A 26627-nucleotide genomic window follows, 5' to 3' on the forward strand; every position below is an offset into this window, starting at 1 on the left:
TTCAAAGAATCATTCTCGTTTTATTTCTCCATCAGGAACTTTCTGATTGTTTAAGTGATATTCTGCGCAAGCAGGCTTACAAAACATTTACAATCAATTTCACTTAAGTCTTCTATGATGGCAAATACAGGGAAGTTACTGGCGCTAAGCGTCAGCTTATTTACTGCTTCAGCGCTGGCCGCACCGTTGAATCCCGGCGACCGCGACTATATTCAGAACCAGCAGCAACAGCGACTGCAGCAAGACCAGCAGCAGCGAGACGCGCTGTGGAACGCTGCCGCGCCGCAGGCCACAGCATGCAGCGGGGTTATATTACCAGTCGGGCATTTTAACCGAACAGGATTTATCGACTAATGAGCTGGTTATTCCGGTGCTAGAAAGGAAACGCGACGAAATACGCCTCGATGGCCAGCACCCGCGATCGCTGGCCATGTCGTTTCCCGAACTCGACTGTTTTGCAGCGCGGGCTACATTTCACCTCTCGCAAAGCCGGATCTGGAGTATAGGAACGACGCGCACCGATTCAGGCTCGCGGTGCCGACAGGGTGAATTTGTGATATGCGCCCGGACACCGATCCTTTTACTTAAACATTATCGAGAAGCGCGATCTTAACTTATTGAATAAATTTAACTTTAACTGAAAAATAAGATTAACTTTACTTTTTTGATATATTATTCAGGTATGTAAGCATAAACTTTAACTTAGACAAAGAGGATTTCATGATGAATTTTTCGCTTGATAAAAAATTGAAATCATTTGGGTGCAGATTTGGTGCAATATTATTAGGAGTTAATTTAACGGCATTTTCCATCTCTGCTTCGCCGTTAATGGCTATTGAGGTGGCTGAAACAGTATCAAATATAAATCACACCTTCGAAGGAATTAATAGAGTAAAAGCCATTTATAAACCAGCGGAAATTGTCGCTTTAATATCTTCACCGTCCAATGGATACTATAACAACCTTGAAGAAAGTTATATCAGTTACGAGAGCAAAGGGTCTGACTGGTTGAAGAGATTTTATATCGACATGAAAATCCCGGAAAATTTATTTATAAAAGAAATCCCACCTCTTGATGGTAAATCTAAAGATGTGAAATACTTTGCTTACATTATCACAAATTTAGATAAAAATTCTTGTAAAATGCTTCATAGTGAGATTAAATCACTTTTTGACTATGAATATATAAACCCGGGCAAGGAAGTCAATACATTAGAGAAAAGAAAGGGTAAATGTGAAGACAAAAAAGACAACGAAATTGTTGTAATGAAATAAGAAACTGCCTGGATTAAAACCTTCTGAAAATAACTAGCTATATCCAGCAAACAAATCGATAGCGCTACGTGAAATCTGACGAAAGCGCTGAGGGATAACCGGGATGTTTTCGCGTAGCGTTGTCATTGTGGATGAGCTAAAGAGATAGTTGAAGCACCGAGGGCGAAGCTAACCGGGTATTCCGTTGTATGGTGCGCATTGATGCGCACCAGGATAACGCAGTGGTGTCCATCAAACGGACCGGTGGGATAAGTTTTCACATAGTGTCGCCGTGGTGGAATGCGTTGTGGGCCTTGTAAGAGGCGTGAAGGGCGAAACTGAAGGATTGCGATACCTGACGGGATACCATATTTAACATAATCATGATTATGCGCACTTTGACCCGAAAGGTAAATCAGTAGTATCCACTCACAGCTCCATTAGTTTGAGGCTGCCAGTTATGGCGCACTCACCATATTTAAACCCTCGCTGGCAATAATGGATAACACTTCGTCCAGTTGTAGTTAGTCTTCGTCAACATCAATTCTCCCGCCACCGCACCGAAATTGATGTCCTGACGTTCATAAAAGAATTGACGCAAAACTGCGGGTAAAAACTCAGCGCTGTAGCGCAGTAACGTGCTGTGCCAGAATGGTGCCGGCAATGGGCTGTTGCCATGCCGCATCAGCAATTCTTTTTTCCAGTCTGAATCCAGAACCTTGTCGCAGAATGACTGACGCATGGCAATCGCAGGCGTATCAGGTATGCCCGCAAGCAATAACTGACTGGGCAACGCCACTAAGCGCAGATCCCGGATAACGATTTTTTTCGCAGCAAATTCCTGCCAGATCGTGGTCAGTTGCGCCGCTTTCGCTGGTAAAGGCTCGTTGACGTTATACAGCGGCAAAGTCAGAGGCAAAAAAGTAAAATGAAGGCATTGCGCTGGCAGCGTATCAGCAAGCGGATCTGCCAGCGTGAGTCGTTGCAATTCATCAATCAGACGTAACACCGGTAAGGAAACTGACGGCTTTATCCCTGCGGCAAGCGCCAGTTTTACCGGATCGTAGTAATTCTCTTCACGGATGTTTCCGATGCCTGCATTTTTCGCCCACAGCGCAATGGTGTTTTCGTTCGCAGAACGGTACCGGGTTTGCAGACTGATTGGTTGCATGTCAGACCTTAAGGTATTTGGATGAGCGCAGATAATTAATTATGAAACGTTTTTTAGCAGATACCCCAGCCTGATTGTAATGAAAACGCGTGATTATCTCATGCCTGTTCAACACCGCTTAAACGATGCGCGATTTGTCTTCGCTCTGGCGCATCAAAGCGTCTACAATGCCGGCGAAATTTTTACTGATGAGGATACACAATTGGACACCTGTCCCACACGATTACAATCGGTGCCGATGCTGAGATAGCCTCATCGCTGTCTTAGCCCTGCGTTAAGACGGTGGATTTTCCTCCCCCTTTTTCCTGCGTTCTGTCTGGCCCCGCTGTAATCCATTCTTATAACTCTGCATATCCATTGCCCGGCGGTGATGGAGTGAGGTCTGACATGGATTGGAAAATCTTTTTATTGCGCGTCACGGTCGCGCTGATTCTGGGCGCGCTAATTGGCAGCGAGCGCCAGCTGCGCCAGCGCCTGACCGGGCTGCGCACCAATGCGCTGGTCAGCACCGGTGCCTGTTTGTTTGTGCTGATGACGCAAAGCGTACCGGGAATTGCCGCAGATGCCTCGCGCGTGGCGGCCTATGTGGTTTCCGGCATTGGCTTCCTCGGCGGTGGCGTCATCATGCGCGATGGCCTGAATGTGCGCGGCCTTAACACCGCCGCCACGCTGTGGTGCACCGCGGCGATTGGCGTGTTATGCAGCATGGGCTTGCTGCTGGAAGCAGGCATCGGTTGCGTAGTAATTCTGTGCGCCAACATCCTGCTGCGCGAACTGGCACAGGGCATCAACCGGCAAAGCATCATTACTGCGGAGGACGCCAGCCAGTATTACAAAGTGCAGATCATCTGTCTGGCGGCCGATGAGGTACAGGTGCGCAGCCTGATGCTGCACAGCCTTGGCGGCAGCGGTCTGCGGCTGCAATCCCTGCACAGTGAGGATCTGGAACCGTCACACCGCATGGCGGTAAATGCGGAAGTTCTGGGTAAACCCAGCCTGACCGATCAGCTGGAAAATCTGGTCAGCCGCATCAGCCTGGAAAAAGGCGTCAGCTCAGTCAGATGGCAGGTGTGTGAGCCAGAAACCGATTAATTCATCAACCGCAATGCGGCTGCGCTACCTGCCAAAGCGCAGCCGCAGCGTTGCCGGCAGCATGGTATGCTGGCTGATGGGGTCATCGCCGTTAATCATGGTAGTGAGCAGCGTAAAACACTCCTGCGCCAGGCGCGGCACATCCTGCTCGACGGTATCGATCGGCAGAGTCAGTGAGTCATACAGATAGTGGTCGTCAAAGCTGGCCACGCGGATGTCGCTGTGCAGCAGGTGATGCTGGCTCATGTAGCGCAACACCCCTTCCAGCAGACCGCAGGCGGCGGTAAAAATCGCTTTGGGCGGACGCCCCAGCCGGGCGCACAGTGCGGCAAACATTTCATAACCGCTGCTCGGGTGATAGTTGCCATGAATGATCCACTCCGGCCGCGGCGTCACACCTGCCCGTTCGAGACCCTGCATAAAACCGGCCAGACGATCTTTGGTGGGTGACAGACGCGGCTGACCGCCGAGGAAATAAATCTCATCCGGATTGGCACGCGCCAGCCGTTCCACCAGCTCGGCAGTCGGCGTGACCGAATCAGTCATCACCAGCGGCAGTTGCGTGTCATTAACGTAGCGGTCAAACAGCACGATCGGCAGCTGATCGCTCAGTTTGACGTAGTCACTGTCGCTTAACATGCTGGACGCCACAATCAGCCCATCCACCTGACGCGCCACCAGATTATCCACCACCACCCGCTCCTGCCCGGCGTTCTCGTCAGTGCAGGAGATCAGCAGCTGTAAGCCCGCCTCGCGACACAGATTTTCCAGCGCGTGCGAGAACACGGCAAAACCATGGTTGGTGATCTCCGGCACCACTAAACCCAGCGTATGGCTGCGATTATCGCGCAGCGAGCGCGCGTGAATACTGGCCTGGTAGTGATGTTCGCGCGCCAGCGTCAGTACCCGTTCGCGCGTCTCTTTCGCCACGCGCAACTCTTTGCCACGGCCATTCAGCACCAGGCTGGCGGTGGCTTTGGACACCCCCGCCAGCGCGGCGATATCCGCTATGGTAACGCGTTTGGTTTTTCTCACGTCAGTGCATCGGTTAAGGAAACAATGACTTATTCTACCATGCACGGCCGCAACGACCAGTAGCGCGCCGTCACTTCTGCGTGTCCGGTCAGGGTTAATTGCGCCGGATGCGCCGGGAAGTAGCGGCTGCTCATCACCCCTTCCCCTTCATTAATGAAAATCTCAACGCTGGAGTGATCGCACAGTAACTGGAGCTGACTCACCGCGCCGCGCCAGTAACGGAACTGCCACTCGCCGTTTGCCAGACTGCGCCGTGCGAGCCGCAGCCCGTCGGCGCGCCACTCCAGCCGTAGCTGGTCGGCGAAATTCAGGGTGATGTCGCCCTGCCCGCTCAGCAGTAATTCCAGCCGCTGCGCATCAATGACCGGCGCATCGCCTGCTGGCCCCTGATAGTGCTGTTCAGCGCTGCGCAGCGCCTGCAGTTCAGTGACCGGACGCTGGAACAGCCGGCCATCACGCGTGCCCAGTTCGCGCACGCAGGTCATCTGATGGATCCAGCCATTGGCCACCGTGGGCTGCAGCATCTCCTCGCCGTCCGGCACGCCCATCCAGCCCACCAGCAGCCGGCGTCCGTCGGCGGTTAGCGTGGTTTGCGGCGCGTAAAACTCGAAACCGGCGTCAAGCTCATGCAATTCGCCATGGCTAAAGCGGGCGTTAACGTAATCAAGATCGCCGGACAGCCACGCGCTGGGATGTGCATTGAGAAAACGATGCTGTTCCTGCGCAAGCCCCTGCGGACAGCAAATCAGGAAGGTGGTATCGCCGAGGGTAAACATGTCCGGGCATTCCCACATGTAACTGGCTGCCGCCAGCCCGTTCAGGCCGCTGCCGGCAATCTCGCCCAGATTGTGCCACTCACGCAGGTCCGCCGAGCGCAGCAGCAATACTTTGCCCTGCTTTTGCAAATCCTGCGCGCCCAGCACCATGAACCAGTGTTCGCCATGCCGCCACACTTTCGGGTCGCGCACGTGTCCGGTATAGCCGTCGGGCAGCGCGATCACTGGCCCGAGTTTGTCAAAGCCGCCCTGCGCATTCTGCACCGCCAGACACTGCCAGGCGGTACGCGCGCCATCGGCAAACTTCACGTTGCCGGTATAGATCAACGTCAGCGCGCCATTGTCATCAACGGCGCTGCCCGAATAGCAGCCGCTGCGGTCATACTCTTCATCCGGCATTAGCGCTATGGGTTCATGCTGCCAGTGCAGCAAATCGGCGGAACTCCAGTGGCCCCAGCATTTATGCTGATGCTGACAGCCCAGCGCATTCCACTGATAGAACAGATGGTAACGCCCGGCGAAGTGGATAAAGCCGTTCGGATCGTTAAGCAATCCGGTGACGGGTGCCAGATGCCAGCCCGGATAATGCGGGTCGCTCAGCGCGCGCGGCTGACCGCGCATCACCGCCTGTAAAATATCGGGTAACAATGTAGAAGCCGCCATTATTCCGCGTCCGTTTTGTATTTGAGCAGATAAGAGATCACAAATGCGCTGCTGAAGGCAATCACCATGCCAATGGCATAGTTAAGCAACGAACTGGCCTGCACAATCGCCATGCCCGGCAGCCCGGTGAGACCGACAGCCGTCATATACACATGCACCGACACTACCCAGGCACCGCCCAGCGCGCCGCCAATCAGACCGGCGATAAAGGGTTTCATAAAGCGCAGGTTGATACCGAAAATCGCCGCCTCGGTAATACCCAGCAGCGCTGAAAAGCCGGACGGCAGCGAAATGGCTTTGATTTTCACATCGTTGGTTTTGAACCACACCGCCAGACAGGCACCGCCCTGCGCCACGTTAGCCATCGCCCAAATCGGCAGCAGGAAGTTGACGCCAATCGCCGGATTGCCCAGCAGCACGGCTTCAATCGCATGGAAGCTGTGGTGCACGCCAGTGATCACGATAACCGAGTAAAGCCCGCCAAACACCAGTCCGGCCAGCCAGCCGGCATGGGCAATCAGCGTGCTGAGGACGAATGAAATACCGTCGCCCAGCATCCGCCCTGCCGGACCAATCACCAGCAGCGCAACGAAGCCGGCAATGATCACCGTCAGGAACGGCGTCAGGATCAGATCCAGCGCGTCCGGAATCACCCGGCGCAGCTGCTTCTCCAGCACGCTCATAAACCACACCGCTAGCAGCACCGGAAACACCGTGCCCTGGTAGCCGATCATCGCCACTTCGATACCGAAAAAGTTCATGGTATGGAAGCCGGCCGCCACGCCCCAGGCGTTAGTGAGCGCCGGATGGGTCAGAATGCCGCCGAGTGTGGCACCGAGGAACGGGTTACCGCCAAACTCACGTGCCGCGGTAAAGCCAATCAGGATCGGCAGGATGATAAAGGCCGCCGAGCTGCACATATCCAGCATGATATACAGCGCGTTATCGGGATTAACCCAGCCGTAGGTTTTAACCATGCCGAGCAGTCCCATCAGCAGGCCAGAGGCCACAATCGCCGGGATGATCGGTACAAAAATGTTCGACAGCAGACGCGCAATGCGCTGGAACGGATTGAGCTTGCGCGCAGCGATATCCGCCGCTTCCGACTTGCTGGTTTCACTGATGCCAGCTTCGCGGATAAACGCGGCATACACTTTATTCACCACGCCGGTACCAAAAATCACCTGCAGCTGTCCGGCATTGCGAAAACAGCCCTTCACCCCGTCAAGTTTGCCAATCGCGGCGGTGTCGGCTTTGGCGTCATCCACCAGCACCAGGCGTAAACGTGTGGCACAGTGCGCCGCACTGGCGATATTTTCCCGGCCTCCCAGCAGCGGCAGCAGCGACCGGGAAAGAGTAACAAAATCCATAGTAACCTCTGTTTTTGGATGTTATGCCATCATGCGCTAAGCGGCCCGCACGCGGGCCGTTTCATCAGAACCAGGTTTCCATTTGCACGCCAAAGTTCCACTCGCCGCCGGACTTAAAGCCGGTGCTGCCAAAGGCGTCATCGCTGGCGTAGTTATCCAGACGATGATCCCAGTCCATCCAGCTGGCGAACAGGCGGATTTCCGGACGCTTGAGGAATTCGCCCACGTCGCTGGCTTTGAGCGTGGGGGCGACGGTGAGCTTGTAGAAGTTGCCGCTGACGGCCTGGCGATTGTTATAGCCTTCAGGCCGCAGATCCATGTACTGATATGAGCCTTCATACTGCATCTCAAAGTTCTGCGTAAATTCCTGAATCAGGCGCAGGTTCACGGTGGCCCACTCATAGCTATCGCCTTTGACATAGCGGCCTTTGCTGCTCTGCGCCAGCAGCGCTGGCGCGATGTGCCAGCCAGCGCCCAGCGGCGTCATGCCGTAGCTGGCGAGCCGCCAGGTATTCGCTTGCGGCAACAGCGCGCCGTCGGAACCAATGCTTTTAACTTCTGCGCCGAGGCCATGACCGTACAGCAGCGCAGTTTTCGCTGAACCTTCCCCGAGGCCGTAGAAGCTGTCGTTGTGCAATCCGATCAAGGCGTGCACACCGTCACTGGCGGCATCACTTTTCACGCGGTTGCCGTCAATATCGGTGCGCTGATCGTTATCTTTCGCGCGCATGCCGCTCACCATCAGCTGCAGCGGCCCGACGAAGTTATTCAGCGACAGGATGTAGTTTTGCGCGGTGTTGTCGTTATTTTCGATGTCCCCGAAGGTGCGGCCATAAATCGACAGGTTGCTGCGGGCGTCATCGCCCCACTTCATGTCGTAAATACCGGCCCCGGTTCCGGCGAGGAACACCACATCGGAATCGATCCAGTGGATGTCGAAGTTATCGCGGTCGAAACGCTTACCGGCCCACACCGTGGTGTCTTTGAACGCGCCGGTGAAGGTCGGGAGCTGCCCCAGCTCGACAAACGCCTGACGCAGGTTGAGATCGCTGCTGGCGGCAGTCCAGTCGTTGTAGGTGCGCTGTCCGTCGGCCAGCATCGCCTTGAAGCGCGTGGTGGCACCGTTGGCCAGCGTTTGTTTATGTTCGAGGTTAAGTTCAACGTAGGTATCCGGCTCATTGCCGAGCCGCCCGACGTGACCGCCGGTCTCACCGGCTGGCGTGACGGTGGGCCCGCCCTGAGTTTTGGCGGCGGAACTGTTCATCAACAGGCCGGAGCGCGCGTAGCCATGAAACTCAAAGCCCTCTGACTCGCTGCTGGCGGCGGGCGCCACAGGCTGAGCGGCGCGCGGTTCGGTCTGTGCGACGGCAACTGGCGTCGGGTTCTGCTGCTGCACCGCAGCCAGCTTTTGCACCTGCTGTTCCGCCGCCTGCGCGCGCTGCTCCGCCACGCTGGCACGCTGTTCAGCCGCGGCCAGTCGTTTTTCCATCGCCGCCAGGCGCGCTTCAATACTGCTCATGTCGTCTGCCGCCCAGGCTGAGCCTGAGCCTAATACGGTACTAAGGGTTATAGCGATTATGCTTTTTTTCACTGTTTTGCATCCCTGAGGCAAGGCTATCATCAGATGTATTTTTTTTTGCTAAACCGGTTTAGGCACCGCATCATAGCGGTGCCGATTTTTAAAGCGCAATGGATTTTGCTAAACCGATTTAGTGGATGTGAGATACATCGCAAAACAGGGAAAACGGCGGGGTCAGATACTGTGCTGCTGTAGCTGTTGATAGTTGGGTAACGCGGTCATCGCGCCTTTGGCGGTAGTGGCCAGCGCCCCACACACCTGCGCCGTGCGCAGGCAGGCCGCCAGCTGCGCTTCATCCGCCGGCAGACCCCGCTGCGCCAGTTCCCACAGCAGTCCCGCCACGAAGGCATCGCCGGCACCGGTGGTATCCACGCTGATCACCGCACGCGCGGGATAGTGAGTTTGCCGGCCATCAAAATAAGCACGCACGCCAGCGCTGCCCTGTGTGACTAACAACAATTTTACGGAGAAGCGCTGCGCCAGCTGCGCGATGCCGCTGTCAATGTCGGCGGTGTCCGTCATAAAGGCCAGTTCTTCCACGGAGAGCTTCACCACATCCGCCCGTTGCAGGGCCGCACTGAGGCATTGCAGCAACTCCGCCGCATCGGACCACAAATCAAGACGGATATTCGGATCGAAGCTGACAAAACCGCCCGCCTCACGCACACGCTGCATGGCGGTTAATGCCGCCATGCGCGACGGCTCGGCGAGTAACGCAATCGAACAGCAGTGCAGCCACTCGCCACACTGAAACCGCGGCAAATCGTCTGGCGTGAGAAACAAGTCGGCGCTGGGGCGCACCATGAAAGTGAAGGTACGCTCGCCCTGCTCATCCAGGGCCACGACCACCGTGGAGGTGCGCTGCTGCACATCTTTGCGCATATGGGAAACATCCACCTTTTCCTGCGCCAGGGTCTGACACAAAAACTGGCCAAAAGGATCGTCGCCCACCCGTCCGATAAATCCGCTGTTACCCGCCAGCCGGGCGATACCCACTGCCACGTTGGCGGGCGCGCCACCGGGACACTGCAACAAACGGACCTCGTCATCAGGCAGCAAATCCACTACGGCATCACCCAGACACCAGATACGTTTCATCATAATTCAGTCTCACTTAATCGCTAAAACGGTTTAGCAAAGCATGCATATTAATCATGAATGCGGGTATTTGTCACCGTGAACAGTCCGACAGGCTTCAGACTTGTCCGTTGCTGGGATCGGTTTCGCCCTGCCGCATGGTCGTCTGCGTATTGACGTCTATGCTTAAAGTTTTCCAAAACCTTATAAAAATCGGTGTCATTGAGATTTCATTTCGCCACTTGTCCGGAGGCAAAGGCATGAGCAACCCACGCGATGAGAAGACCCAGCGGTATTCACCGCAGCAGGAAGAGACAGAGCGAGCCCGGCTGACAGCCGGTGCCGGTTCCGCCGCGCCGGCCCCAGTCACGGTGCCGGTCACGCTGCAGGTGAACGGCGAACCTCAGCAGCTTAACGTGGATACCCGCACCACGCTGCTGGACGCGCTGCGCGAGCATTTACACCTGACCGGCACCAAAAAAGGCTGCGATCACGGTCAGTGCGGTGCCTGTACCGTGCTGGTCAATGGCCGGCGCATCAACGCCTGCCTCACTCTCGCGGTGATGCAGCAGGATGCCGACGTGACCACCATTGAAGGCGTCGGCACGCCCGATGATTTGCATCCGCTGCAGTCCGCCTTTATCCGCCACGACGGCTATCAGTGCGGCTACTGCACGCCGGGGCAAATCTGCTCCTCGCTGGCGGTGCTGCAGGAAATTGCGGCGGGCATTCCCAGCCATGTCACGGGCGATCTGACCGCCGCGCCAGCGCTGAGCGATGAAGAGATTCGTGAACGCATGAGCGGCAACATCTGCCGCTGCGGCGCCTATGCCAACATTCTTGCCGCCATTGAAGAGTACGCCGGAGGCCAGAAAGCATGAGAGCCTTTACCTTTGAACGGGCTGCGACGCCCGCACAGGCTGCCAGCAGCGCGATGCAGCATCCAGGCGCACGCTTTATTGCCGGCGGTACCAATCTGCTCGATTTGATGAAGCTGGAAATTGAAACCCCATCGCACCTGATTGATGTTAACGGACTGGCGCTGGACAGCATTGAACCCACCGCCGGGAGCGGCTTACGTATTGGTGCGCTGGTGCGCAATACCGATCTGGCGGCAGATGCGCGCATCCGGCGCGACTATGCCGTGCTGACGCGCGCGCTGGTGGCAGGCGCTTCTGGCCAGCTGCGCAATCAGGCCACCACCGCCGGCAACCTGCTGCAGCGCACGCGCTGTCCCTATTTTTACGATGTTAATCAACCCTGCAATAAGCGTCAGCCGGGTACGGGCTGTGCCGCACGCGAAGGATTCAGCCGCCAGCATGCGGTAGTGGGTGTCAGCGAAGCCTGTATTGCCACCCATCCCAGCGATATGGCGGTGGCGATGCGACTGCTGGATGCGGTGATTGAAACCGTCAGCCCTGACGGCAGCCAGCGCGCCATTCCCATCGCTGAATTCTACTGCGCACCGGGTGACACGCCGCATATCGAAACCGTGCTGCAGCCGGGTGAGCTGATCGTCGCGGTTACCCTGCCTGCACCGCTGGGTGGCACGCACATTTACCGTAAGGTGCGCGATCGCGCTTCTTACGCCTTTGCGCTGGTCTCAGTAGCAGCGGTTATCCTGCCTGAGGGTGGCGGCCGGGTGGCCGTCGGCGGCGTGGCCCATCAGCCGTGGCGCAGCGCGGCGGCGGATGCTGAACTTCCTCACGGGGCGCAGGCGGTCTGCGATGTGCTGTTTGCTGATGCGCGTCCCACTGAAGCCAACCGATACAAACTGTTGCTGGCGCAGCGCACGCTCGCCTCAGCGATCGCGGAAGCGAGGAGCAACGCATGAAATTTGACACACCAGCAACCGCCAATCCTATCGATCGGCAGCGCGTCGTCGGCCAGCCGCTGGCACGCATCGACGGTCCGTTGAAAACCACTGGTTCGGCGCATTACGCCTATGAATGGCACGCTGAAGCACCGGATGCAGCCTACGGTTATGTGGTCGGCGCGCCAGTTGCCAAAGGCAACATTATCTCGATTGACACCCACGCCGCAGCACAGGCACCGGGCGTGCTCGGCATCGTCACCGGAGTAACCGCCGGCAAGCTCAACAAGGCAGAGCGCAACACTGCGACGCTGCTGGCAAATAATAAAATCGAACACTATCACCAGGCTGTGGCGCTGGTGGTGGCGGAGACCTTTGAGCAGGCACGTGCGGCCGCGCAGCTGGTTAAGGTTAACTGCCAGGCTGAAACGGGGGCTTACGATCTTGAAGCGGCCCAGCCAGAGGTGACAACGTCACCCGAAGGTGAGCCGGATAAAACACTGGGCGACGTCGATGCTGCCCTGCACAGCGCAGCCTTTACGCTGGACGCCACCTACACCACGCCCGATCAAAGCCATATGGCAATGGAACCGCACGCTTCCATGGCGCTGTGGCAGGACGATCACCTGACGGTCTGGACCTCAAATCAGATGATTAACTGGTGCCACACCGACCTGGCGCACACGCTCGACATGCCGATGGAAAAGGTGCGCGTGCTGTCTCATTACGTCGGCGGTGGCTTCGGCAGCAAACTGTTTCTACGAAGCGATGCGCTGCTGGCGGCTCTGGGCGCGCGCGCCGTGGGACGCGCGGTGAAAGTGATGGTGCCGCGCCCGATGATCCCCAACAACACTACGCACCGGCCAGCGACGCGGCAGCGCATCCGATTAGCTACCGATGCGCAAGGCCATCTCACCGCCATTGCCCATGAAAGCTGGTCCGGTAACCTGCCGGGCGGAACGCCGGAAACTGCGGTGCAGCAGACTGAATTACTCTACGCCGCCGCCAATCGGCTTACCGGACTGCGCCTCGCCGAACTCGATCTGCCCGAGGGCAACGCAATGCGTGCGCCGGGTGAAGCGCCCGGTCTGATGGCGCTGGAGATCGCCATGGATGAAATGGCCGCCATCGCCGGTATCGACCCGGTTGAGTTTCGCATCATCAATGATACACAGGTCGATCCGCTGCATCCGGAGCGCTTCTTTTCACGCCGCCAGCTGGTGCAATGCCTGCGCACCGGCGCCAGCAAATTTGGCTGGGCGGAGCGCTGTGCTAAACCCGGGCAACGGCGCGAGGGGCGCTGGCTGGTGGGCATGGGCGTGGCAGCCGGTTTCCGTAACAACCTGCTGGCGCCCTCTGCCGCGCGCGTGCAGCTGGATGCGCAAGGCACAATCACCGTCGAAACCGACATGACCGATATCGGCACCGGCAGCTATACCATCATCGCCCAGACGGCAGCCGAGATGATGGGCGTGCCGATTGAGCAGGTCAGCGTGCGGCTCGGCGATTCGGCGTTTCCTGTCTCGGCGGGTTCGGGTGGCCAGTGGGGAGCCAATACTTCCACGGCCGGGGTGTATGCGGCCTGCGTCCGGCTACGCGAGAAGGTTGCCGCACAGTTGGGTCTGGATGCGGAAAGCGCAGAGTTTGCCGATGGGCACATTCACGCCAGCGGGCAGCGCCTGCCACTCACTGCGGCGGGTCCGCTGATGGCGGAAGAGACCATGGAATTCGGCGATCTGGACAAAACCTTCCAGCAATCCACCTTTGCCGGCCATTTCGTCGAAGTGGCGGTCGACAGCGCCACCGGCGAAGTGCGCGTGCGGCGCATGCTGGCGGTGTGTGCTGCGGGGCGCATCCTCAACCCCAAAACCGCGCGCAGTCAGGTGATCGGCGCGATGACCATGGGCCTCGGCGCCGCGCTGATGGAGGAGCTGGCGGTGGACACCCGGCTCGGCTACTTCGTCAATCACGACATGGCAGGCTATGAAGTGCCGGTACACGCCGATGTGCCCGAGCAGGAGGTGATTTTCCTCGATGATACCGATCCGGTCTCTTCGCCGATGAAAGCCAAAGGCGTCGGTGAACTGGGGCTGTGTGGCGTCGGTGCCGCGCTGGTTAATGCGGTCTACAATGCAACCGGCATTCGGGTGAGAGACTATCCGGTGACGCTGGATAAGTTACTTGCCGCGCTGCCCGATCAGCCGTAATGCAGGTCCCTTCCGCCAGTGCATGCTGGCTGGCGGAGGGTGGAAAAGCGTAAGTGGCTAAGCTGTCAGGACTAGTTAACAGGTCACCAAACTGATAATATTGAGACCTGTTAACCAGTCTGGAGAGACGTATGCCAAACATCATTCTCAGCGATATGAGCGCCAGCGTCAGTGAATTAAAAAAGAATCCTATGGCGACCGTCAATGCGGGAGAAGGCTTGCCGGTGGCGATTCTTAATCGTAATCAGCCCGCCTTTTATTGTGTTCCCGCACAACTTTACGAGCAAATGCTGGAGGCGCTGGACGATCAAGAGCTGGTTAAAAAGGTAACTGAACGCCACCAGCAGCCGCTGATTGACGTGGATTTGGACAGCTTTCTGTGACATGGACAGTTAAGTTCAGGGAAGAAGCCCTGAAGGAGTGGCATAAGCTGGATAAAGCCATTCAGCAGCAGTTTGCCAAAAAGCTCAAAAAATGTTGTGAAAATCCTCATATCCCTTCGGCCAAATTGCGTGGCATTAAAGACTGCTACAAAATTAAACTCAGGGCTTCCGGGTTTCGCCTGGTTTATCAGGTAATTGATGACCAGTTGATCATCGCCGTGGTCGCGGTCGGTAAACGTGAGCGCAGCGACGTTTATCATCTTGCCAGTGACAGAATGCGCTAACGCCTGACGCCGGCCTTTTGCGGCCAGCGTCACTGCGGTGATTAATGCTCTCAGCGCCCCGCTTCCTTCGCCAGCCCGCACCAGTGCACCAGCGTCAGCGCAATGGCTTTGGTGCAGGCCACCAGATCGGCAATCGGCACATGTTCGTTAGGCTGATGCGACAGCGCCGGATCGCCGGGACCAAAGTTGACCGTCGGCGTCTGGCCCAGCGTGCTGGGCAAGCCAATGTCGCTGTGGGCACCAAAGCCGGCCAGCTGCGGGCTCAGTGCCGCGTCACTCACACCCTGCTGAAAAGCGCTGACAAACGGATGATCGGCCGGGATCTCGGCGCAGTCGGCATCCAGTATCCACTCCACGCGCGCCGGATGCTTTGCCAGATAGGGATCCAGCGCGCACACCTTCGCCACGTGCGCCTCAATCTCCTGTTTTACCTTACCGCCCAGCCCCATCTCATCCTTTTCTGCCGGCAGATACTGCACGTCGATGACGATCTCGGCGCGGCCGGCAATCGACGCCGGATGCTCGCCCACTTTTAGCTGCGTCACGATAATCTGGTTGGGCAGATCCATGAGTGGATGGTTTTTGTCGGGCTGCGTCTGCCAGCGGCGGTTCAGCACATCGAGCCCGTCCAGCATCTGGCGACACAACATTACGGCATCAACCGGACCGCTGCTGTCCCAGCTGTTCGGCGTTAATTCCGCATGGCCGCCGATGCCATCCAGAATGATGCGCGCCCACAAAATGCCGTGGCAAATCGGCGCGATGCGATTGGCCGTTGGCTCCGTCATGATACCGGCATCGGCTTTGAAGCCGCGATCCACCATTGCCAGCGAGCCCATGCCGCCGATCTCTTCATCCACTACCGTGGTGAACACCACGTCGCCGGCCAGCTGCACGTTGAGATCCTGCAGCAGCTCCACCGCCATCAGCATGCAGGCCACGCCGCCTTTCATGTCCACCGCACCGCGACCATACACCGCCTCGTTGCGGATCTCCGGCACAAATGGATCGCTGTGCCAGTGCTCAGCCGGACCCGGTGGTACCACGTCAATATGGCCGGTAAGCATCAGCGACCTGCCGCCACCGGATCCGCTCAGGGTGCCGCCCAGATTAGGACGGCCTTCGAAGGTGCGGCCTTTATTGGCGCCCGGGCGGCCCTGATACTTCTGGTACAGCGCCGGGCCATCCGGATCCCACAGATCGGTGTCCATGCCCAGCGCCATCAGCCGCTGCTGCAGATAGCGCTGGCAGTCGCGCTCGCCTGGCCCGGCCTCGCGCGGATCGACCTTTACCACTGAGGGAAACGCCAGCAGGTCGCATAATGTCTGCGCGATACGCTGCGCGCTGGCATCGACGTGTGCGCTAATTTTTTCAGTCAGACTCATGTGTTATCTCCGATAGATAAAAAGTCGTTGTGCCATTAACACCATGATTAACAGCATGCCCACCACGCCCAGTTGCCACACGCTGTTCAGCCCCAGCTGCAACATGCAGGTTTTGAGGGTGACCAGCATCAGCGCGGCGGCGAGAACGCCAGCTACGCTGCCGCGCCCGCCAAAGATCGCCACGCCACCCAGCAGCGCGGCGGTCAGCGACTCCAGCTCAAGATTCACGCCGATTTCCGGGCGGGCGCTACCGAGCCAGCACAGGGAAATAAAGCCGGCGCAGCCCGCCAGCGCACCGCTCAGGCAGTAAACCAGCAGCCGCAGGCGATCGACCGGAATGCCCACCAGCCGCGTGGCGTGCTCGTTGAAGCCGCAGGCGTAAATCCATTTGCCCCAGGCGCTGTTGCTGAGGATCAGCCACGCCAGCAGAAACGCCGGGATGACACAGGTTAAGAAAGGCAACGGAACGGACAGCATGGCCGCCCGGCCCCACTGCGTCAGCAGCGGCGGCACGCCGGCCAGCGCCGCACCGCCGGTTAATGCCAGCGCCAAACCGGAGAACAGATAAAAACTGCCGAGCGTAACGATCAGCGGCCAGAGGCGTAAGCGCGCCACCAGCAGGCCGTTCAGCGCGCCAGCCAGGCTACCGCTCAGCAGGCAAATCAGCGGCAGCCAGCCCGGCGCAATACCCTGATCGAGCGCCAGCATGCCGATGACCGCCGAGAGCGAAACGTTACCGCCAACCGACAAATCAATGCCGCCGCCGCCAGTCATCACCACCAGCGACTGCCCAAGCGCCACCAGCGACAGCAGCGTGGCAAACTGCAGGATGGAGGTCAGCGACCATGCCGCCAGCATCTGCGGAAGCACAATCGCGATGGCACCCAGCAGCAACAGCCACAGCGCCAGCAGCAGCGTCAGGTCGGGGGCTTTGCGCCACAGTTTCATGCCAGCCTCCTTAGCGATAACAGCCGCCCACTGGCTGCTTCACTGCTCAGCACCAGCAACAGCACCGCCCCGGTGACCACGGTTTGCCACAGCGAGGGTACGCCAATCAGCAGCAGGCCATTTTGCAGAATGCGCAACAGCAGCACGCCGAGCAGCGTGCCGAGCAGACTGCAGGAGCCGCCGGTAATGCGCGTGCCGCCCAGCACCACCGCGGCAATCGCCTCCAGTGCCAGCGTGCCGCCGACGGTCATCTCCACGTTACGATAGGTGGCGATGTAGCAGGTGGCGGCCAGGCCGCACAGCACGCCGCTGAGAGCAAAAGTCGCGACACGCACCTGGGTTACCGGAATGCCCGCCAGCCGCGCTTTTTCTTCGGAGTTGCCGGCGGCCAGCAGCCATAACCCGTACGGCGTATGGCGCAGCGCCAGCCACACCAGCGCCCAGGCCGCGATAATCAGCCAGGCCATCAGCGGCAGTCCCAGCAGCGGCCGCATCAGCGCATGCGTCAGATCGCCTGGCAGACCGGAAAGCCACTGCCCGCCCAGCAGCACAAACAGCGCCGTGCGCCAGACGCCGAACAGCCCCAGCGTTCCAACAATCGCCGGAATGCGGCCAATCACCACTACCAGCGCGGTGATCAGCCCTGCCAGCAGGCCAATAAGCGGTCCGGCCAGCGCCGCCAGCAGCGGGGGTTGCAGCATCAGTAGTTGTCCGACGCCCCACGCGGCCACGCCCATCACCACGCCCACCGAGACGTCCACGCCACCCATGGCGATCACCAGCGTCATACCCAGCGCGATCAACAGCAGTTCGCTGCTGTTGCGCAGAATGGTCAGCAGGTTGTCAGCGGTAGCAAACCACGGCGAAAACCATGTAAAGCAGGCGCCAGCCAGCACGGCGATCGCCAGCAGGACGATTTCCCGCGAAGTCATATGCATCACAGGCCTCGTCAGAATTTGAACTGGTCGACGTTATCTTTGGTGAACACCGCCGGCTTGCCGAGCAGCAGCACACCGGTTTTGCTGTCAAAGGTCACCGGTTGGGCAAAGCCGGGAACATGATTTTCGGCGGCAAACGCTTTCCCGTCGATCAGCTGTTTGCCCGCCCACACCGTCAGATAGCCAAGCTTTTCCGGGTCCCACAGCACGGTGTAGCCAAACGCCCCGCTTTTCAGGTAGGCGCGCGCGGTGTTCGGGCTGCAGAAACCGCTGCCAATTACCTTGCCTTTTTTGCCGGCGGTTTCGATGGCCTGCGCCACGCCCGGACAGGTTGTGGAGGCCATGGCAATCACCCCTTTCAGATCGGGGTTAGCGGACATCAAATCGGTGGTGATTTGCGCCGCGCGGCTGGCGGAGCCGCCGGCGTACTGAGGTTTGAGCAGCGTAATGTGCGGATATTTGCTTTTCACCCGCTGCTGCATAAAGCCAATCCAGCTGTTGAGGTTGGACGCGGTGGCTTCGCCGGAGACGATGCCAATTTTGCCGCGCTCGCCGACACGTTTGACCATCTCATCGATCACCGTATCGCCCAGGCCCTCATCGGTGGCCTGCGCCACATAGACCGGCCGCCCGCTGTCGGGCGCATCGCTGTCGCTGGTGAACAGATGCACATTACTCGCCTGCGCCTGCGCCATCACCGGCGCAATACTGGAGGCATCCAGCACGCTGATGCCAATCGCATTGACCTTCTGCGCAATCAGGTTCTGCACGATCTGCAGCTGATCCATCGGGTTGGTATCTACCGGACCGCTGTAGACAAACTCCACGCCGAGATCGTGCGCGGCGCGCTTGCCGCCCGCCTCCATCGCCTGAAAATAGGGAATACCGATGATTTGCGGCACGAAGGCCACCTTTTGTGCCGCGAAGGCGTAACCCGATACCAGCAGCGACAGCGAACAAACAGCAGTAGCAATGCGATGCATGATGATTTCCCCTGGTGTGAGTGCTTAGGTGTTTTCGAAAATGCGCGCATCAGGATGCGCACCGGTAATGAGTGCAACGATTTCGTCTGGCGTGGTGTCCGCGTGACGGCGCTCGGCGATTTTGCGGCCGCGACGAAACACCACCATGCGATCGGCCACGGCAAACACATCGCTGATGTTGTGGCTGATCAGCACCACGGCGCAGCCGCGTTCCGCCAGGCGGCGCGTCAGCTGCAGGACTTTCTGCGTCTCCGCGACCGCCAGCGCGGCGGTGGGTTCATCCATGATCACCAGCTGCGCGTTGAGATTGAGTGCGCGACAGATTGCCACCGCCTGGCGCTGGCCGCCGGACAGACTGCCGACCGCCGCTTCGGCATCGGAAATGTGCGCATCGAGCTCGGTCAGCAGTTGATCCACCGTTTCACGCATCGCGCGGCGGCGCAGAAAAGGGATGCCGAGCACGCGGCGCTTCAGCTCGCGGCCAAGAAACACGTTCTCGGCGATCGACAGATTCTCTGCCAGCGCCAGCTCCTGATAGATGGTGGCAATACCGTGCTCGGCGGCCTGGCGTGGCGAGGTGAATTTCACCGCCCTGCCGTCTACCCACAGCTCACCGTCGCTGGCGCTGTACGCACCGGATAACACTTTGGTAAAGGTCGATTTGCCCGCACCGTTGTCACCCAGCAGCGCCAGCACTTCACCGCGATGGATCGACAGATTGACCTGGCTAAGCGCCGTTAACGCGCCGAAGCGTTTGCCGATGTTGCGCGCTTCGATGAAACAGCTAGTCATGGGCGCTCTCCGGGTAAGCCGCGCTGTGGAAATCGATCTCCCACTGCAGCACGCGGGCGTAAAGCTGCGATAGCTGCGCCTGTTGCGCCGTGTTAAGCGTCAGTGCGCACTGGTCCAGCTCGGTTTTCAGCCACTGCGCCTGCTGATGGAACTCGTCTTCGGCATGCATCTCTACCCAGCGGCGCACGTCAGCGTCCTGCTGCGATTGCGCGCTGACGCGCAGGCACCAGTGGTAATACATCCACTCGGCACCGAACATCAGGGTGATGATTTCCGCATAGCTGCCCTGCTGCGCGACTTTCAGCATGCCATCGCGGAATGCGCTGACGCCGGGCAGATCGTCCGGATAATCCGCTGACTGAATGCCGCGCCGCGCCAGCACCGCCTCAAACCAGGCGATTTGCGTATCCACCAGCGCATTGAGCACGCCAATCAGCCAGCGCTGCTGACGAATGCCGGGCGCCTTGCTCACCGCCAGCGCAAAAATAGCGATGGCGGTGGCGACGAAGTTACCCTCAAACACCAGATAACGATTAAACACGCTGTCCGGCAGCCGATCGTGCTCAATGTCGACGACAAAGCGGTGCTGCTGCATCGCCTGCCACAGCGCCTGATGCTGCGTCAGCAGCCGATCGCTGAAGCTTTCCATCACGCCTCCTCCAGCGCAGCCTGCGCCACCGCCATGAAGTGCTTCACGCGCGCCAGTTCCACCGGGTTCCACCACACGCCATCGACTTTCAGCGTGCTGGCGACAATCACCCCCTGCGTGCGGCCAAGGATCTGGCAGACGTTGTCCGGCGTCACGCCTGAGCCCACCAGCAGCGGCAAGGCCGTTGCGGCGCGGATTTCGTCGATTTCACTCAGCGTGGCGCTGTCGCCGGTGCGCTGGCCGGTGGCGATCACCGCATCGGCTTCGAAGAAGTCGACGTCACGCGTCAGCTCCTGAATCGAGCGGTCGGCGACAATCGCGTGGCTGCCGTGTTTAACATGGCTATCGGCAAATACGCGGATGTGATCGGCCCGCAGCTGATTGCGATAGCGCAGCGCTTTAGCGGCTGCCCCTTCGATAAAACCTTCATTGGCGATATAGGCATTGGCCCACTGGTTAACGCGCACAAAATCCGCCCCGCCGGCTAATGCCGTGGCAATCGCCGGGATTGCCGCATTGGCCAGCACGTTAATTCCCAGCGGTGCAGCAAAACGCTCGCGAATTTTATCGGTGATCACCGCCATAAATGCCGCCGTTTCCGGACCAATATCGTCAGGCTTGGCAAAGGGAATATCGCCATGATTCTCAACAATTAAACCGTGCACGCCGCCAGCCAGATAATTATCCGCATCGCGCAGGGCACAATCGATAATTTCACTCACCGGTTTACCACGATATTTCGGCGAGCCGGGAAAAGCATCACAGTGAATAACCCCAATCACCGCTTTACTGCGTGAAAAAATATCTTGTATCGCGTTACTTTTTTCTGCTGATATAGAAGCCATCTCTTTCACCTTATTAACGAGAAAACTATGCGTGTCTATGTTGCAGGCAATATTGTGGTGGATGAAACCTGGTCCATCGATCAACTCCCTGAAAAAGGCGCCTCAATTCATGGCAAAAAAATTGCGCAGGATATCGGTGGCAAAGGCGCCAATCAGGCAATCATACTTTCGCGTTGCGGCATCGATACGCGCTTAATTAGCGCCACCGGCGATGATATTAACGGCCAGTGGATCCGCGAACGTATCCGGCACGAGAAATTAACCCTACTGCCGTCTCAGTTTTTGTCTGCTCACAGTGACACCTCAATTATTTTTAATAGCAGCGATGGCGATAATGCCATTATTACTACCACCGCCGCGGCCGACGCGCTGGCAGCCGATATTATCCTGGCTTACTTAGCCGATGCCGCTGCCGGCGATATTCTGCTGCAGCAGGGCAATTTTTCTGCGGATAAAACCCGCCGGTTATTTAGCTGGGCAAAAGCGCACGGCTTAACCACTGTATTTAATCCTTCGCCGGTCAATCCGGACTTCGCCGATCTCTGGCCACTGATTGACATCGCGGTGGTCAATCAACCGGAAGCCGATCTGCTGCAACCCGCCGGCGTTAACACACTGGTGATTACCCAGGGTGCTGCCGGTGCGCTGCTGATGCGCGGCAATCAGCGCGTGTTCTGCCCGGCGATTAACGTCGCGGCCGTCGATACCACCGGCGCCGGTGACACCTTCCTCGCCGTGCTGCTGGCGTCTGCCCTGCTGCGCGGCGTCGCGCCCGACCTGCTGGCGCTGCAGCATGCCAGCGCGGCGGCGGCGATTACCGTCAGTCGCACCGGCACGCTGAACGCGTTTCCCGATGCTGATGAATTACAACGTATTCTGGCGCAGCGCTAAGCCTGGGCGCAGACGTTCGCGTCTGCGCCTGGCGGTTACTTAAACAGCGAACGGTAGCTGTCGACGTTGGCTTTGGTCACCACCGTGGCAGGCACCAGAATGGTTTTGCTCACGGTTTTGCCGGCCGTCAGGCTATTCAGCGCTTTCAGCGCTTCTTCACCCATTTTCTTCGGATCCTGCTGCAGCACGGCGGTAACGTAGCCACCGTCAATGCCACTGATGGCTTTTGCCGTCAGATCCCAGCCGAATACCTTAATGTCCTTCTGCCGCCCCTGGTTTTCTACTGCGGCAATGGCACCCAGCAGCGCCGGCTCGCCGGTGGCATAGATCGCAGTGAGATCCGGGTTGCCGGTAATCAGGTTTTCGGCAGCGGTCATGGCGTTATCCTGAATATTCTGGCCATCGACCACATCGGCGACCGTTATCTGGCTGTTGCTTTTAATCGTCTCTTCAAAGCCTTTCTGGCGCTGGTTTTGGATGGCCGAATTGAGCGCGCCGACAATTCCCAGTCGCGCTTTGCCGCCCATCTCTTTCGCAACATAATCGACAAAGTATTTACCGAGGATTTTTCCGCCTTCGAGGTTATCCACACCGACCTGCGACGCCTGCGGACCGGCAGGTAATACGGCATCAATCGCAATCACCGGAATATTCGCCGCTGCGGCTTCTTTTATCGCTGGCATAATACCGTTGACATCGATTGCATCCACCAGAATGCCTTTTACTCCCTGCTGAATATAGTTTTCAATCGCATCGTTTTGCGCCACGGGATTATCGTTGGCGTTATAAATCACCAGCTGTTTACCGCTGGCTTTGGCCGCTTCCTGTGCGCCCTGATTCATCAGGTTAAAAAATAGCGCCTGCTGATTAATCTGGACTAACGCATAAGTGGGTGCGGCATGAGCCTGAACGCATAATGAACCTGCGGCGAGTAAACCACTCGCGATGAACAGTGAACGCAGTTTTCCGCTGAAAGATGACATCATTGAGTTCCTCGTCGGGAATAATAATAACCAGCGCTTCTCAGCGACGTACCGCTGAGCGTTTTTTTTGGCAGGTAAATATCAGTTCAATGATTCTGAGCACGGCGATAATACCGTGTTTTGATGCCGCCGGCGTCGTCTTTTTCGGCATCCCATCCACTGGGAGTGCGGGGTGAAAAAAACAATGTCGGGTTGGGAAGTTAATCCCGGTACTGCGGTAAACGCTTTATACAATTCGCCCGACGAATTTTTTTGTCAAGTGTTTATTTCTCCAGCGACGCAATCGGGAAAGCGCTGTATTAGTCGCGCTTAACTGTGTTACAGATAAGCCACCCCGGCAAACATGGCGAAATGGATGAGTACAAAACGCGTGTTGTTATCTGACGTGGCAAAGCTGGCTGGCCTGTCAAAAGCCACGGTGTCACGCTATCTGAATCACAGTATTGTGCTGCCGCAGGACACCGTTGACCGCATTGAAAGCGCGATCCGCACGCTGGACTATCGCGGTAATTCTCTTGCGCGGCGTTTAAGCAAAGGCGGCAGCGAAACCCTGGGCCTGGTGCTGCCGGATATCACTAACCCGTTTTTTGCCGAACTGGCGGATGCCGCCGAAGAAGCGGCGTCAGCGCACGGTTACAGTCTGGTGCTTTGCATCACGCGCAACAACCCGGACAAAGAGGCGCAGTTTATCCGCTGGCTGGATACGCGTCAGGTGGATGGCCTGCTGTTCACCACCAACCGGCCGGACAACGGCCTGCTGCGCGACGAGATCCAGCGCCAGCGCCATGTGGTCTTGCTGGATGAAGACATTCCCGGCAGTAACGTGCCGAAGGTCTTTGCGGATAACGTGCAGGGTGGCCGCATGGCCACCGAGCAGCTGATCGCCGCCGGGCACACGCAGATAGCGTTTATCGGCGGCCCGGAGCAGCTGATGAGCGTGCGCGAACGCTATCTTGGCTTTTGCACCGCGATGCAGCAGGCCGGTTTAACCGTACCGCCGCAATGGGTGATGTATGGCAACTACGAACGCGAATTTGGTCAGCAGGCGTTGCAGCACCTGTTCCGCTGCACGCCGCGCCCTACCGCCGTGTTCGCCGCCAGTGACTATCTGGTGCTGGGACTGCTCGACGGTCTGCGCGCCATCGGCCTGCAGGCACCGGCGGCGCTGTCGCTGGTCGGCTTCGATGACGCCAACTACAGCGATCTGACCCAGCCGCGGATCTCAACCATCCGCCAGCCAGCGCGCCAGCTGGGCCACACCGCGGTGAGCATCATGCTGCGCCTGCTCAACAACGACAGCAGCATCCCGATGGAGACACGGTTACCGGTGGAATGGATTGGTCGCGATTCGGTGGGATTTGTTAGCGATGTCCCAAAATGAGGCAAAACTGCACAATTATGGCGCAAAAAGTGAGCGATTTTTTCCGTTAGCGGTATAGTGAGTAAACCGGTTTACTTGCTGATTACATAACATACGATGTATTACAACAAGTTAGCCGCGAGTGCAGTGCCTGTTATTCAGGCTGGCATGGATGCTGCAATGTCATACCTGGCGAGTAAATATCATTGTAGCGTTTACCCTGTTGCTGTGAATTAAGGGTTTATCTGACAGGTAAACCGGTTTACTAGATTGTAAATCGTGTCAGATAGCCTCTTTTTCGCGACCGGCTAAACATATCCCACAGGCGTTGATGGGAGTGATCCAATGCAGCAATTACCAGCTCTTCCGGCCCGGGTGGAGATGATTAACATCACCAAAACCTACGGCTCAATTCGTTCTCTGCGCGGCGTCAATCTGCAACTGGCCCCCGGGGAAGTGCTCGGTCTGGTGGGCGACAACGGCGCCGGCAAATCGACGCTGACCAAAGTGCTGTCCGGCGCGGTGATCCCTACCAGCGGCGCGATCCGCATTGATGGCGAACAGCAGCACTTCAGCAATCCGGCGGATTCGCGCCGTTGCCATATCGAAATGGTGTATCAGGATCTGTCGCTGTGCGACACGGTCGATGTGGCCGGTAACCTGTTCATGGGCCGCGAACCGACCAGACGCATCCTCGGCGTGCCGTTTCTCGATCAGGCCACAATGCATGCGCAGGCGCGTGAGATGCTTAAAGGTCTGGGCATCTCGATTCCCGATACCCGTCTGCTGGTGCGTAACCTCTCCGGCGGGCAGCGCCAGGCGATTGCTATCGCCCGTGCCGCCGCGTTCGATCCTAAAGTGCTGATTATGGATGAACCCACTGCCGCGCTGGCGGTAGCGGAAGTCGAAGCGGTGCTGGAGCTGATTCGCCGCGTGTCGGCGCGCGGCGTCAGCGTGATCCTCATCACCCATCGGTTGCAGGATCTGTTCCTGGTGTGCGATCGCATCATGGTGATGTACGAGGGCACTAACGTGGCCGATCGCCGCGTGGCGGACACCAGCCTGAGCGATATCGTCAACCTGATCGTGGGTGAGAAATTTACCGCGCAGTCCGCGGCAGCACACTGAGGTAACAGGATGAGCATCATGAATTTAGGCAGTTCACGCATGATCCAGCACTCTCTGCCGCGCCGCTTGTTGCATAACCATTCGGGTGTGGTAAGCATCGCGCTGTTTTTTGTCTTTTGCTGCGTGGTGTTTTCGCTGATCACCAGCAACTTTCTTACCAGTACCAACTGGCTGAACATCATCCGGCAAAGCGCGCCGCTGCTAATCGTCGCCACTGCAATGACGCTGGTGATTACTACCGGCGGCATCGATTTATCGGTCGGCTCGACGCTGGCGCTGGTGGGCGCGCTGTCGGCCATTGCGCTCAATAACTGGGGCTTGCCGTGGCCGGTGGTGCTGATTGGCGGGCTGCTGCTCGGCGCGCTGGTGGGCGCCATCAACGGCTTCTTTATCGCCTGGGAAGGGATACCGGCATTTATCGTCACGCTGGCCACGCTGGCAGTGGTGCGCGGCATCGCGCTGCTGGTGACGCAGGGCTATTCGATTCCGGTGCCGGCTGACAGCCTGTTCACCTTTATGGGTCGCGCCTGGGTGCTGGGGATTCCCATGCCGGCACTGATCGGCATCGTGGTGTTGCTGGCCGGTCACATTGTGCTTAATCACCTGCGCTTTGGCCGCTACGTCACCGCCATCGGTGCCAACGCGGAAGGTGCACGCCGCAGCGGTATCAATACCAAAGCGGTGACCATGAAAGTGTACATTCTCAGCGGCATGGCGGCGGCGCTGGCTGGCATGATCATCACCGCGCGCCTCGGCAGCGGCTCCTCTAACCAGGGCGAAGGTTTTGAACTGCAGGTGATTGCGGCGGTGGTGCTGGGCAGTACCAGCCTGTTTGGCGGCTTTGGAACCGTGATCGGTACGCTGCTCGGCGCGCTGTCGATTGCCATTATCCAGAACGGCCTGATTTTATCGCATATCTCACCGTTTTATACCCAGATCGCCACTGGCACCATCATTTTGCTCGCCATCTGGCTCAACACCCGCATTCTCAACCCGAGCCGCGCGCCCGCCAAAGGATAGC

General features: G+C 58.1%; 25 protein-coding genes. 11 read left to right on the forward strand and 14 right to left on the reverse strand.

Annotated elements, in window-relative coordinates:
• Positions 1–720 precede the first annotated feature (720 nt).
• On the forward strand, positions 721–1275 hold the full coding sequence (locus F3I21_RS12370; protein ID WP_150059027.1) for a hypothetical protein: 555 nt from the start codon (positions 721–723) through the stop codon (positions 1273–1275).
• 457 nt (positions 1276–1732) lie between these two features.
• On the opposite strand, the gene F3I21_RS12375 is transcribed toward F3I21_RS12370, so the two are convergent.
• Complete coding sequence (locus F3I21_RS12375) at positions 1733–2425, reverse strand: hypothetical protein (RefSeq protein WP_150059028.1); 693 nt, start codon at positions 2423–2425, stop codon at positions 1733–1735.
• A gap of 387 nt (positions 2426–2812) precedes the next feature.
• Between F3I21_RS12375 and F3I21_RS12380 the strand changes: the two genes are divergently transcribed.
• Entirely contained in the window at positions 2813–3517 is a 705-nt protein-coding gene (locus F3I21_RS12380; protein ID WP_021509440.1) for an MgtC/SapB family protein, read from the forward strand.
• Positions 3518–3541: 24 nt separating this feature from the next.
• On the opposite strand, the gene F3I21_RS12385 is transcribed toward F3I21_RS12380, so the two are convergent.
• The 5 genes from F3I21_RS12385 to F3I21_RS12405 form a co-directional block, all read right to left on the reverse strand.
• A complete protein-coding gene (locus F3I21_RS12385) occupies positions 3542–4552 on the reverse strand; it encodes a substrate-binding domain-containing protein (RefSeq protein WP_150059029.1) in 1011 nt (336 codons plus the stop codon).
• 29 nt (positions 4553–4581) lie between these two features.
• The gene (locus tag F3I21_RS12390) at positions 4582–5991 is read right to left on the reverse strand and encodes a sucrose-6-phosphate hydrolase (protein ID WP_150059030.1); all 1410 of its coding nucleotides are present in this window, start codon (positions 5989–5991) and stop codon (positions 4582–4584) included.
• Positions 5991–7361 (reverse strand): sucrose-specific PTS transporter subunit IIBC, encoded by a 1371-nt coding sequence (locus tag F3I21_RS12395; protein ID WP_150059031.1) that lies wholly within the window; start codon positions 7359–7361, stop codon positions 5991–5993. The genes F3I21_RS12390 and F3I21_RS12395 overlap by 1 nt, the downstream gene beginning before the upstream one ends.
• A gap of 64 nt (positions 7362–7425) precedes the next feature.
• On the reverse strand, positions 7426–8982 hold the full coding sequence (locus F3I21_RS12400; RefSeq protein WP_370515513.1) for a carbohydrate porin: 1557 nt from the start codon (positions 8980–8982) through the stop codon (positions 7426–7428).
• Between the two features lie 132 nt (positions 8983–9114).
• Positions 9115–10041 (reverse strand): aminoimidazole riboside kinase, encoded by a 927-nt coding sequence (locus tag F3I21_RS12405; protein ID WP_150059033.1) that lies wholly within the window; start codon positions 10039–10041, stop codon positions 9115–9117.
• Positions 10042–10277: 236 nt separating this feature from the next.
• On the opposite strand from F3I21_RS12405, the gene paoA reads away from it, so the two are divergent.
• The 5 genes from paoA to F3I21_RS12430 all read left to right on the forward strand — a co-directional run bounded on the left by paoA (position 10278) and on the right by F3I21_RS12430 (position 14704).
• Positions 10278–10898 carry an aldehyde dehydrogenase iron-sulfur subunit PaoA gene (paoA, locus tag F3I21_RS12410; protein WP_081317689.1) on the forward strand — a complete coding sequence of 207 codons (621 nt, stop codon included), beginning with the start codon at positions 10278–10280 and terminating at the stop codon, positions 10896–10898.
• Positions 10895–11851 (forward strand): xanthine dehydrogenase family protein subunit M, encoded by a 957-nt coding sequence (locus F3I21_RS12415; protein WP_150059034.1) that lies wholly within the window; start codon positions 10895–10897, stop codon positions 11849–11851. The genes paoA and F3I21_RS12415 overlap by 4 nt, the downstream gene beginning before the upstream one ends.
• Positions 11848–14037: an aldehyde oxidoreductase molybdenum-binding subunit PaoC gene (gene paoC, locus F3I21_RS12420; RefSeq protein ID WP_150059035.1), complete on the forward strand. Its 2190-nt coding sequence runs from the start codon at positions 11848–11850 to the stop codon at positions 14035–14037. The genes F3I21_RS12415 and paoC overlap by 4 nt, the downstream gene beginning before the upstream one ends.
• 131 nt (positions 14038–14168) lie before the next feature.
• The gene (locus F3I21_RS12425) at positions 14169–14420 is read left to right on the forward strand and encodes a type II toxin-antitoxin system Phd/YefM family antitoxin (protein WP_088517619.1); all 252 of its coding nucleotides are present in this window, start codon (positions 14169–14171) and stop codon (positions 14418–14420) included.
• The gene (locus F3I21_RS12430) at positions 14417–14704 is read left to right on the forward strand and encodes a type II toxin-antitoxin system RelE/ParE family toxin (protein WP_058770149.1); all 288 of its coding nucleotides are present in this window, start codon (positions 14417–14419) and stop codon (positions 14702–14704) included. Before F3I21_RS12425 ends, F3I21_RS12430 begins: the two co-directional genes overlap by 4 nt.
• Before the next feature lie 50 nt (positions 14705–14754).
• Here F3I21_RS12430 and F3I21_RS12435 read toward each other — a convergent pair whose 3' ends face one another.
• Genes F3I21_RS12435 through F3I21_RS12465 form a run of 7 tightly spaced genes read right to left on the reverse strand, consistent with a single transcriptional unit; the run spans position 14755 to position 21244 of the window.
• Complete coding sequence (locus tag F3I21_RS12435) at positions 14755–16089, reverse strand: M20 family metallopeptidase (protein ID WP_058758757.1); 1335 nt, start codon at positions 16087–16089, stop codon at positions 14755–14757.
• A 3-nt stretch (positions 16090–16092) separates the two neighbouring features.
• Positions 16093–17037: an ABC transporter permease gene (locus F3I21_RS12440; protein ID WP_058775026.1), complete on the reverse strand. Its 945-nt coding sequence runs from the start codon at positions 17035–17037 to the stop codon at positions 16093–16095.
• Positions 17034–17975 carry an ABC transporter permease gene (locus F3I21_RS12445; RefSeq protein ID WP_150059036.1) on the reverse strand — a complete coding sequence of 314 codons (942 nt, stop codon included), beginning with the start codon at positions 17973–17975 and terminating at the stop codon, positions 17034–17036. Before F3I21_RS12445 ends, F3I21_RS12440 begins: the two co-directional genes overlap by 4 nt.
• 11 nt (positions 17976–17986) lie before the next feature.
• Entirely contained in the window at positions 17987–18958 is a 972-nt protein-coding gene (locus F3I21_RS12450; RefSeq protein WP_150059037.1) for an autoinducer 2 ABC transporter substrate-binding protein, read from the reverse strand.
• A 24-nt stretch (positions 18959–18982) separates the two neighbouring features.
• Complete coding sequence (locus F3I21_RS12455; RefSeq protein ID WP_058775029.1) at positions 18983–19750, reverse strand: ATP-binding cassette domain-containing protein; 768 nt, start codon at positions 19748–19750, stop codon at positions 18983–18985.
• Positions 19743–20399 carry a TenA family protein gene (locus F3I21_RS12460; protein ID WP_150059038.1) on the reverse strand — a complete coding sequence of 219 codons (657 nt, stop codon included), beginning with the start codon at positions 20397–20399 and terminating at the stop codon, positions 19743–19745. The genes F3I21_RS12455 and F3I21_RS12460 overlap by 8 nt, the downstream gene beginning before the upstream one ends.
• Entirely contained in the window at positions 20399–21244 is an 846-nt protein-coding gene (locus tag F3I21_RS12465) for a BtpA/SgcQ family protein (protein ID WP_058758763.1), read from the reverse strand. The genes F3I21_RS12460 and F3I21_RS12465 overlap by 1 nt, the downstream gene beginning before the upstream one ends.
• A gap of 27 nt (positions 21245–21271) precedes the next feature.
• Here F3I21_RS12465 and F3I21_RS12470 point away from each other — a divergent pair, with 27 nt between their 5' ends.
• Positions 21272–22135 (forward strand): PfkB family carbohydrate kinase, encoded by an 864-nt coding sequence (locus tag F3I21_RS12470; RefSeq protein WP_150059039.1) that lies wholly within the window; start codon positions 21272–21274, stop codon positions 22133–22135.
• A gap of 35 nt (positions 22136–22170) precedes the next feature.
• On the opposite strand, the gene F3I21_RS12475 is transcribed toward F3I21_RS12470, so the two are convergent.
• Positions 22171–23121 carry a substrate-binding domain-containing protein gene (locus tag F3I21_RS12475; RefSeq protein ID WP_150059040.1) on the reverse strand — a complete coding sequence of 317 codons (951 nt, stop codon included), beginning with the start codon at positions 23119–23121 and terminating at the stop codon, positions 22171–22173.
• A gap of 340 nt (positions 23122–23461) precedes the next feature.
• Here F3I21_RS12475 and F3I21_RS12480 point away from each other — a divergent pair, with 340 nt between their 5' ends.
• The 3 genes from F3I21_RS12480 (at position 23462) to F3I21_RS12490 (ending at position 26626) form a co-directional block, all read left to right on the forward strand.
• Positions 23462–24499 (forward strand): LacI family DNA-binding transcriptional regulator, encoded by a 1038-nt coding sequence (locus tag F3I21_RS12480; RefSeq protein ID WP_031280100.1) that lies wholly within the window; start codon positions 23462–23464, stop codon positions 24497–24499.
• A gap of 360 nt (positions 24500–24859) precedes the next feature.
• The gene (locus tag F3I21_RS12485) at positions 24860–25606 is read left to right on the forward strand and encodes an ATP-binding cassette domain-containing protein (protein WP_021509459.1); all 747 of its coding nucleotides are present in this window, start codon (positions 24860–24862) and stop codon (positions 25604–25606) included.
• Between the two features lie 18 nt (positions 25607–25624).
• Positions 25625–26626 (forward strand): ABC transporter permease, encoded by a 1002-nt coding sequence (locus tag F3I21_RS12490; RefSeq protein ID WP_164861075.1) that lies wholly within the window; start codon positions 25625–25627, stop codon positions 26624–26626.
• The last annotated feature ends 1 nt before the right edge of the window (position 26627 follow it).

Source organism: Pantoea sp. B_9 (assembly GCF_008632015.1).
GTDB classification, from domain to species: Bacteria; Pseudomonadota; Gammaproteobacteria; order Enterobacterales; family Enterobacteriaceae; genus Pantoea; species Pantoea dispersa.

What these genes read in the sequence shown, in the direction of transcription:
- F3I21_RS12370 (WP_150059027.1), top strand. Translation starts at nt 721, where the DNA reads ATGATGAATTTTTCGCTTGATAAAAAATTGAAATCATTTGGGTGCAGA.
- F3I21_RS12375 (WP_150059028.1), bottom strand. Translation starts at nt 2,425, where the DNA reads ATGCAACCAATCAGTCTGCAAACCCGGTACCGTTCTGCGAACGAAAAC.
- F3I21_RS12380 (WP_021509440.1), top strand. Translation starts at nt 2,813, where the DNA reads ATGGATTGGAAAATCTTTTTATTGCGCGTCACGGTCGCGCTGATTCTG.
- F3I21_RS12390 (WP_150059030.1), bottom strand. Translation starts at nt 5,991, where the DNA reads ATGGCGGCTTCTACATTGTTACCCGATATTTTACAGGCGGTGATGCGC.
- F3I21_RS12395 (WP_150059031.1), bottom strand. Translation starts at nt 7,361, where the DNA reads ATGGATTTTGTTACTCTTTCCCGGTCGCTGCTGCCGCTGCTGGGAGGC.
- F3I21_RS12400 (WP_370515513.1), bottom strand. Translation starts at nt 8,982, where the DNA reads ATGATAGCCTTGCCTCAGGGATGCAAAACAGTGAAAAAAAGCATAATC.
- F3I21_RS12405 (WP_150059033.1), bottom strand. Translation starts at nt 10,041, where the DNA reads ATGATGAAACGTATCTGGTGTCTGGGTGATGCCGTAGTGGATTTGCTG.
- paoA (WP_081317689.1), top strand. Translation starts at nt 10,278, where the DNA reads ATGAGCAACCCACGCGATGAGAAGACCCAGCGGTATTCACCGCAGCAG.
- F3I21_RS12415 (WP_150059034.1), top strand. Translation starts at nt 10,895, where the DNA reads ATGAGAGCCTTTACCTTTGAACGGGCTGCGACGCCCGCACAGGCTGCC.
- paoC (WP_150059035.1), top strand. Translation starts at nt 11,848, where the DNA reads ATGAAATTTGACACACCAGCAACCGCCAATCCTATCGATCGGCAGCGC.
- F3I21_RS12425 (WP_088517619.1), top strand. Translation starts at nt 14,169, where the DNA reads ATGCCAAACATCATTCTCAGCGATATGAGCGCCAGCGTCAGTGAATTA.
- F3I21_RS12435 (WP_058758757.1), bottom strand. Translation starts at nt 16,089, where the DNA reads ATGAGTCTGACTGAAAAAATTAGCGCACACGTCGATGCCAGCGCGCAG.
- F3I21_RS12440 (WP_058775026.1), bottom strand. Translation starts at nt 17,037, where the DNA reads ATGAAACTGTGGCGCAAAGCCCCCGACCTGACGCTGCTGCTGGCGCTG.
- F3I21_RS12445 (WP_150059036.1), bottom strand. Translation starts at nt 17,975, where the DNA reads ATGCATATGACTTCGCGGGAAATCGTCCTGCTGGCGATCGCCGTGCTG.
- F3I21_RS12450 (WP_150059037.1), bottom strand. Translation starts at nt 18,958, where the DNA reads ATGCATCGCATTGCTACTGCTGTTTGTTCGCTGTCGCTGCTGGTATCG.
- F3I21_RS12455 (WP_058775029.1), bottom strand. Translation starts at nt 19,750, where the DNA reads ATGACTAGCTGTTTCATCGAAGCGCGCAACATCGGCAAACGCTTCGGC.
- F3I21_RS12460 (WP_150059038.1), bottom strand. Translation starts at nt 20,399, where the DNA reads ATGGAAAGCTTCAGCGATCGGCTGCTGACGCAGCATCAGGCGCTGTGG.
- F3I21_RS12465 (WP_058758763.1), bottom strand. Translation starts at nt 21,244, where the DNA reads ATGGCTTCTATATCAGCAGAAAAAAGTAACGCGATACAAGATATTTTT.
- F3I21_RS12470 (WP_150059039.1), top strand. Translation starts at nt 21,272, where the DNA reads ATGCGTGTCTATGTTGCAGGCAATATTGTGGTGGATGAAACCTGGTCC.
- F3I21_RS12475 (WP_150059040.1), bottom strand. Translation starts at nt 23,121, where the DNA reads ATGATGTCATCTTTCAGCGGAAAACTGCGTTCACTGTTCATCGCGAGT.
- F3I21_RS12480 (WP_031280100.1), top strand. Translation starts at nt 23,462, where the DNA reads ATGGCGAAATGGATGAGTACAAAACGCGTGTTGTTATCTGACGTGGCA.
- F3I21_RS12485 (WP_021509459.1), top strand. Translation starts at nt 24,860, where the DNA reads ATGATTAACATCACCAAAACCTACGGCTCAATTCGTTCTCTGCGCGGC.
- F3I21_RS12490 (WP_164861075.1), top strand. Translation starts at nt 25,625, where the DNA reads ATGAATTTAGGCAGTTCACGCATGATCCAGCACTCTCTGCCGCGCCGC.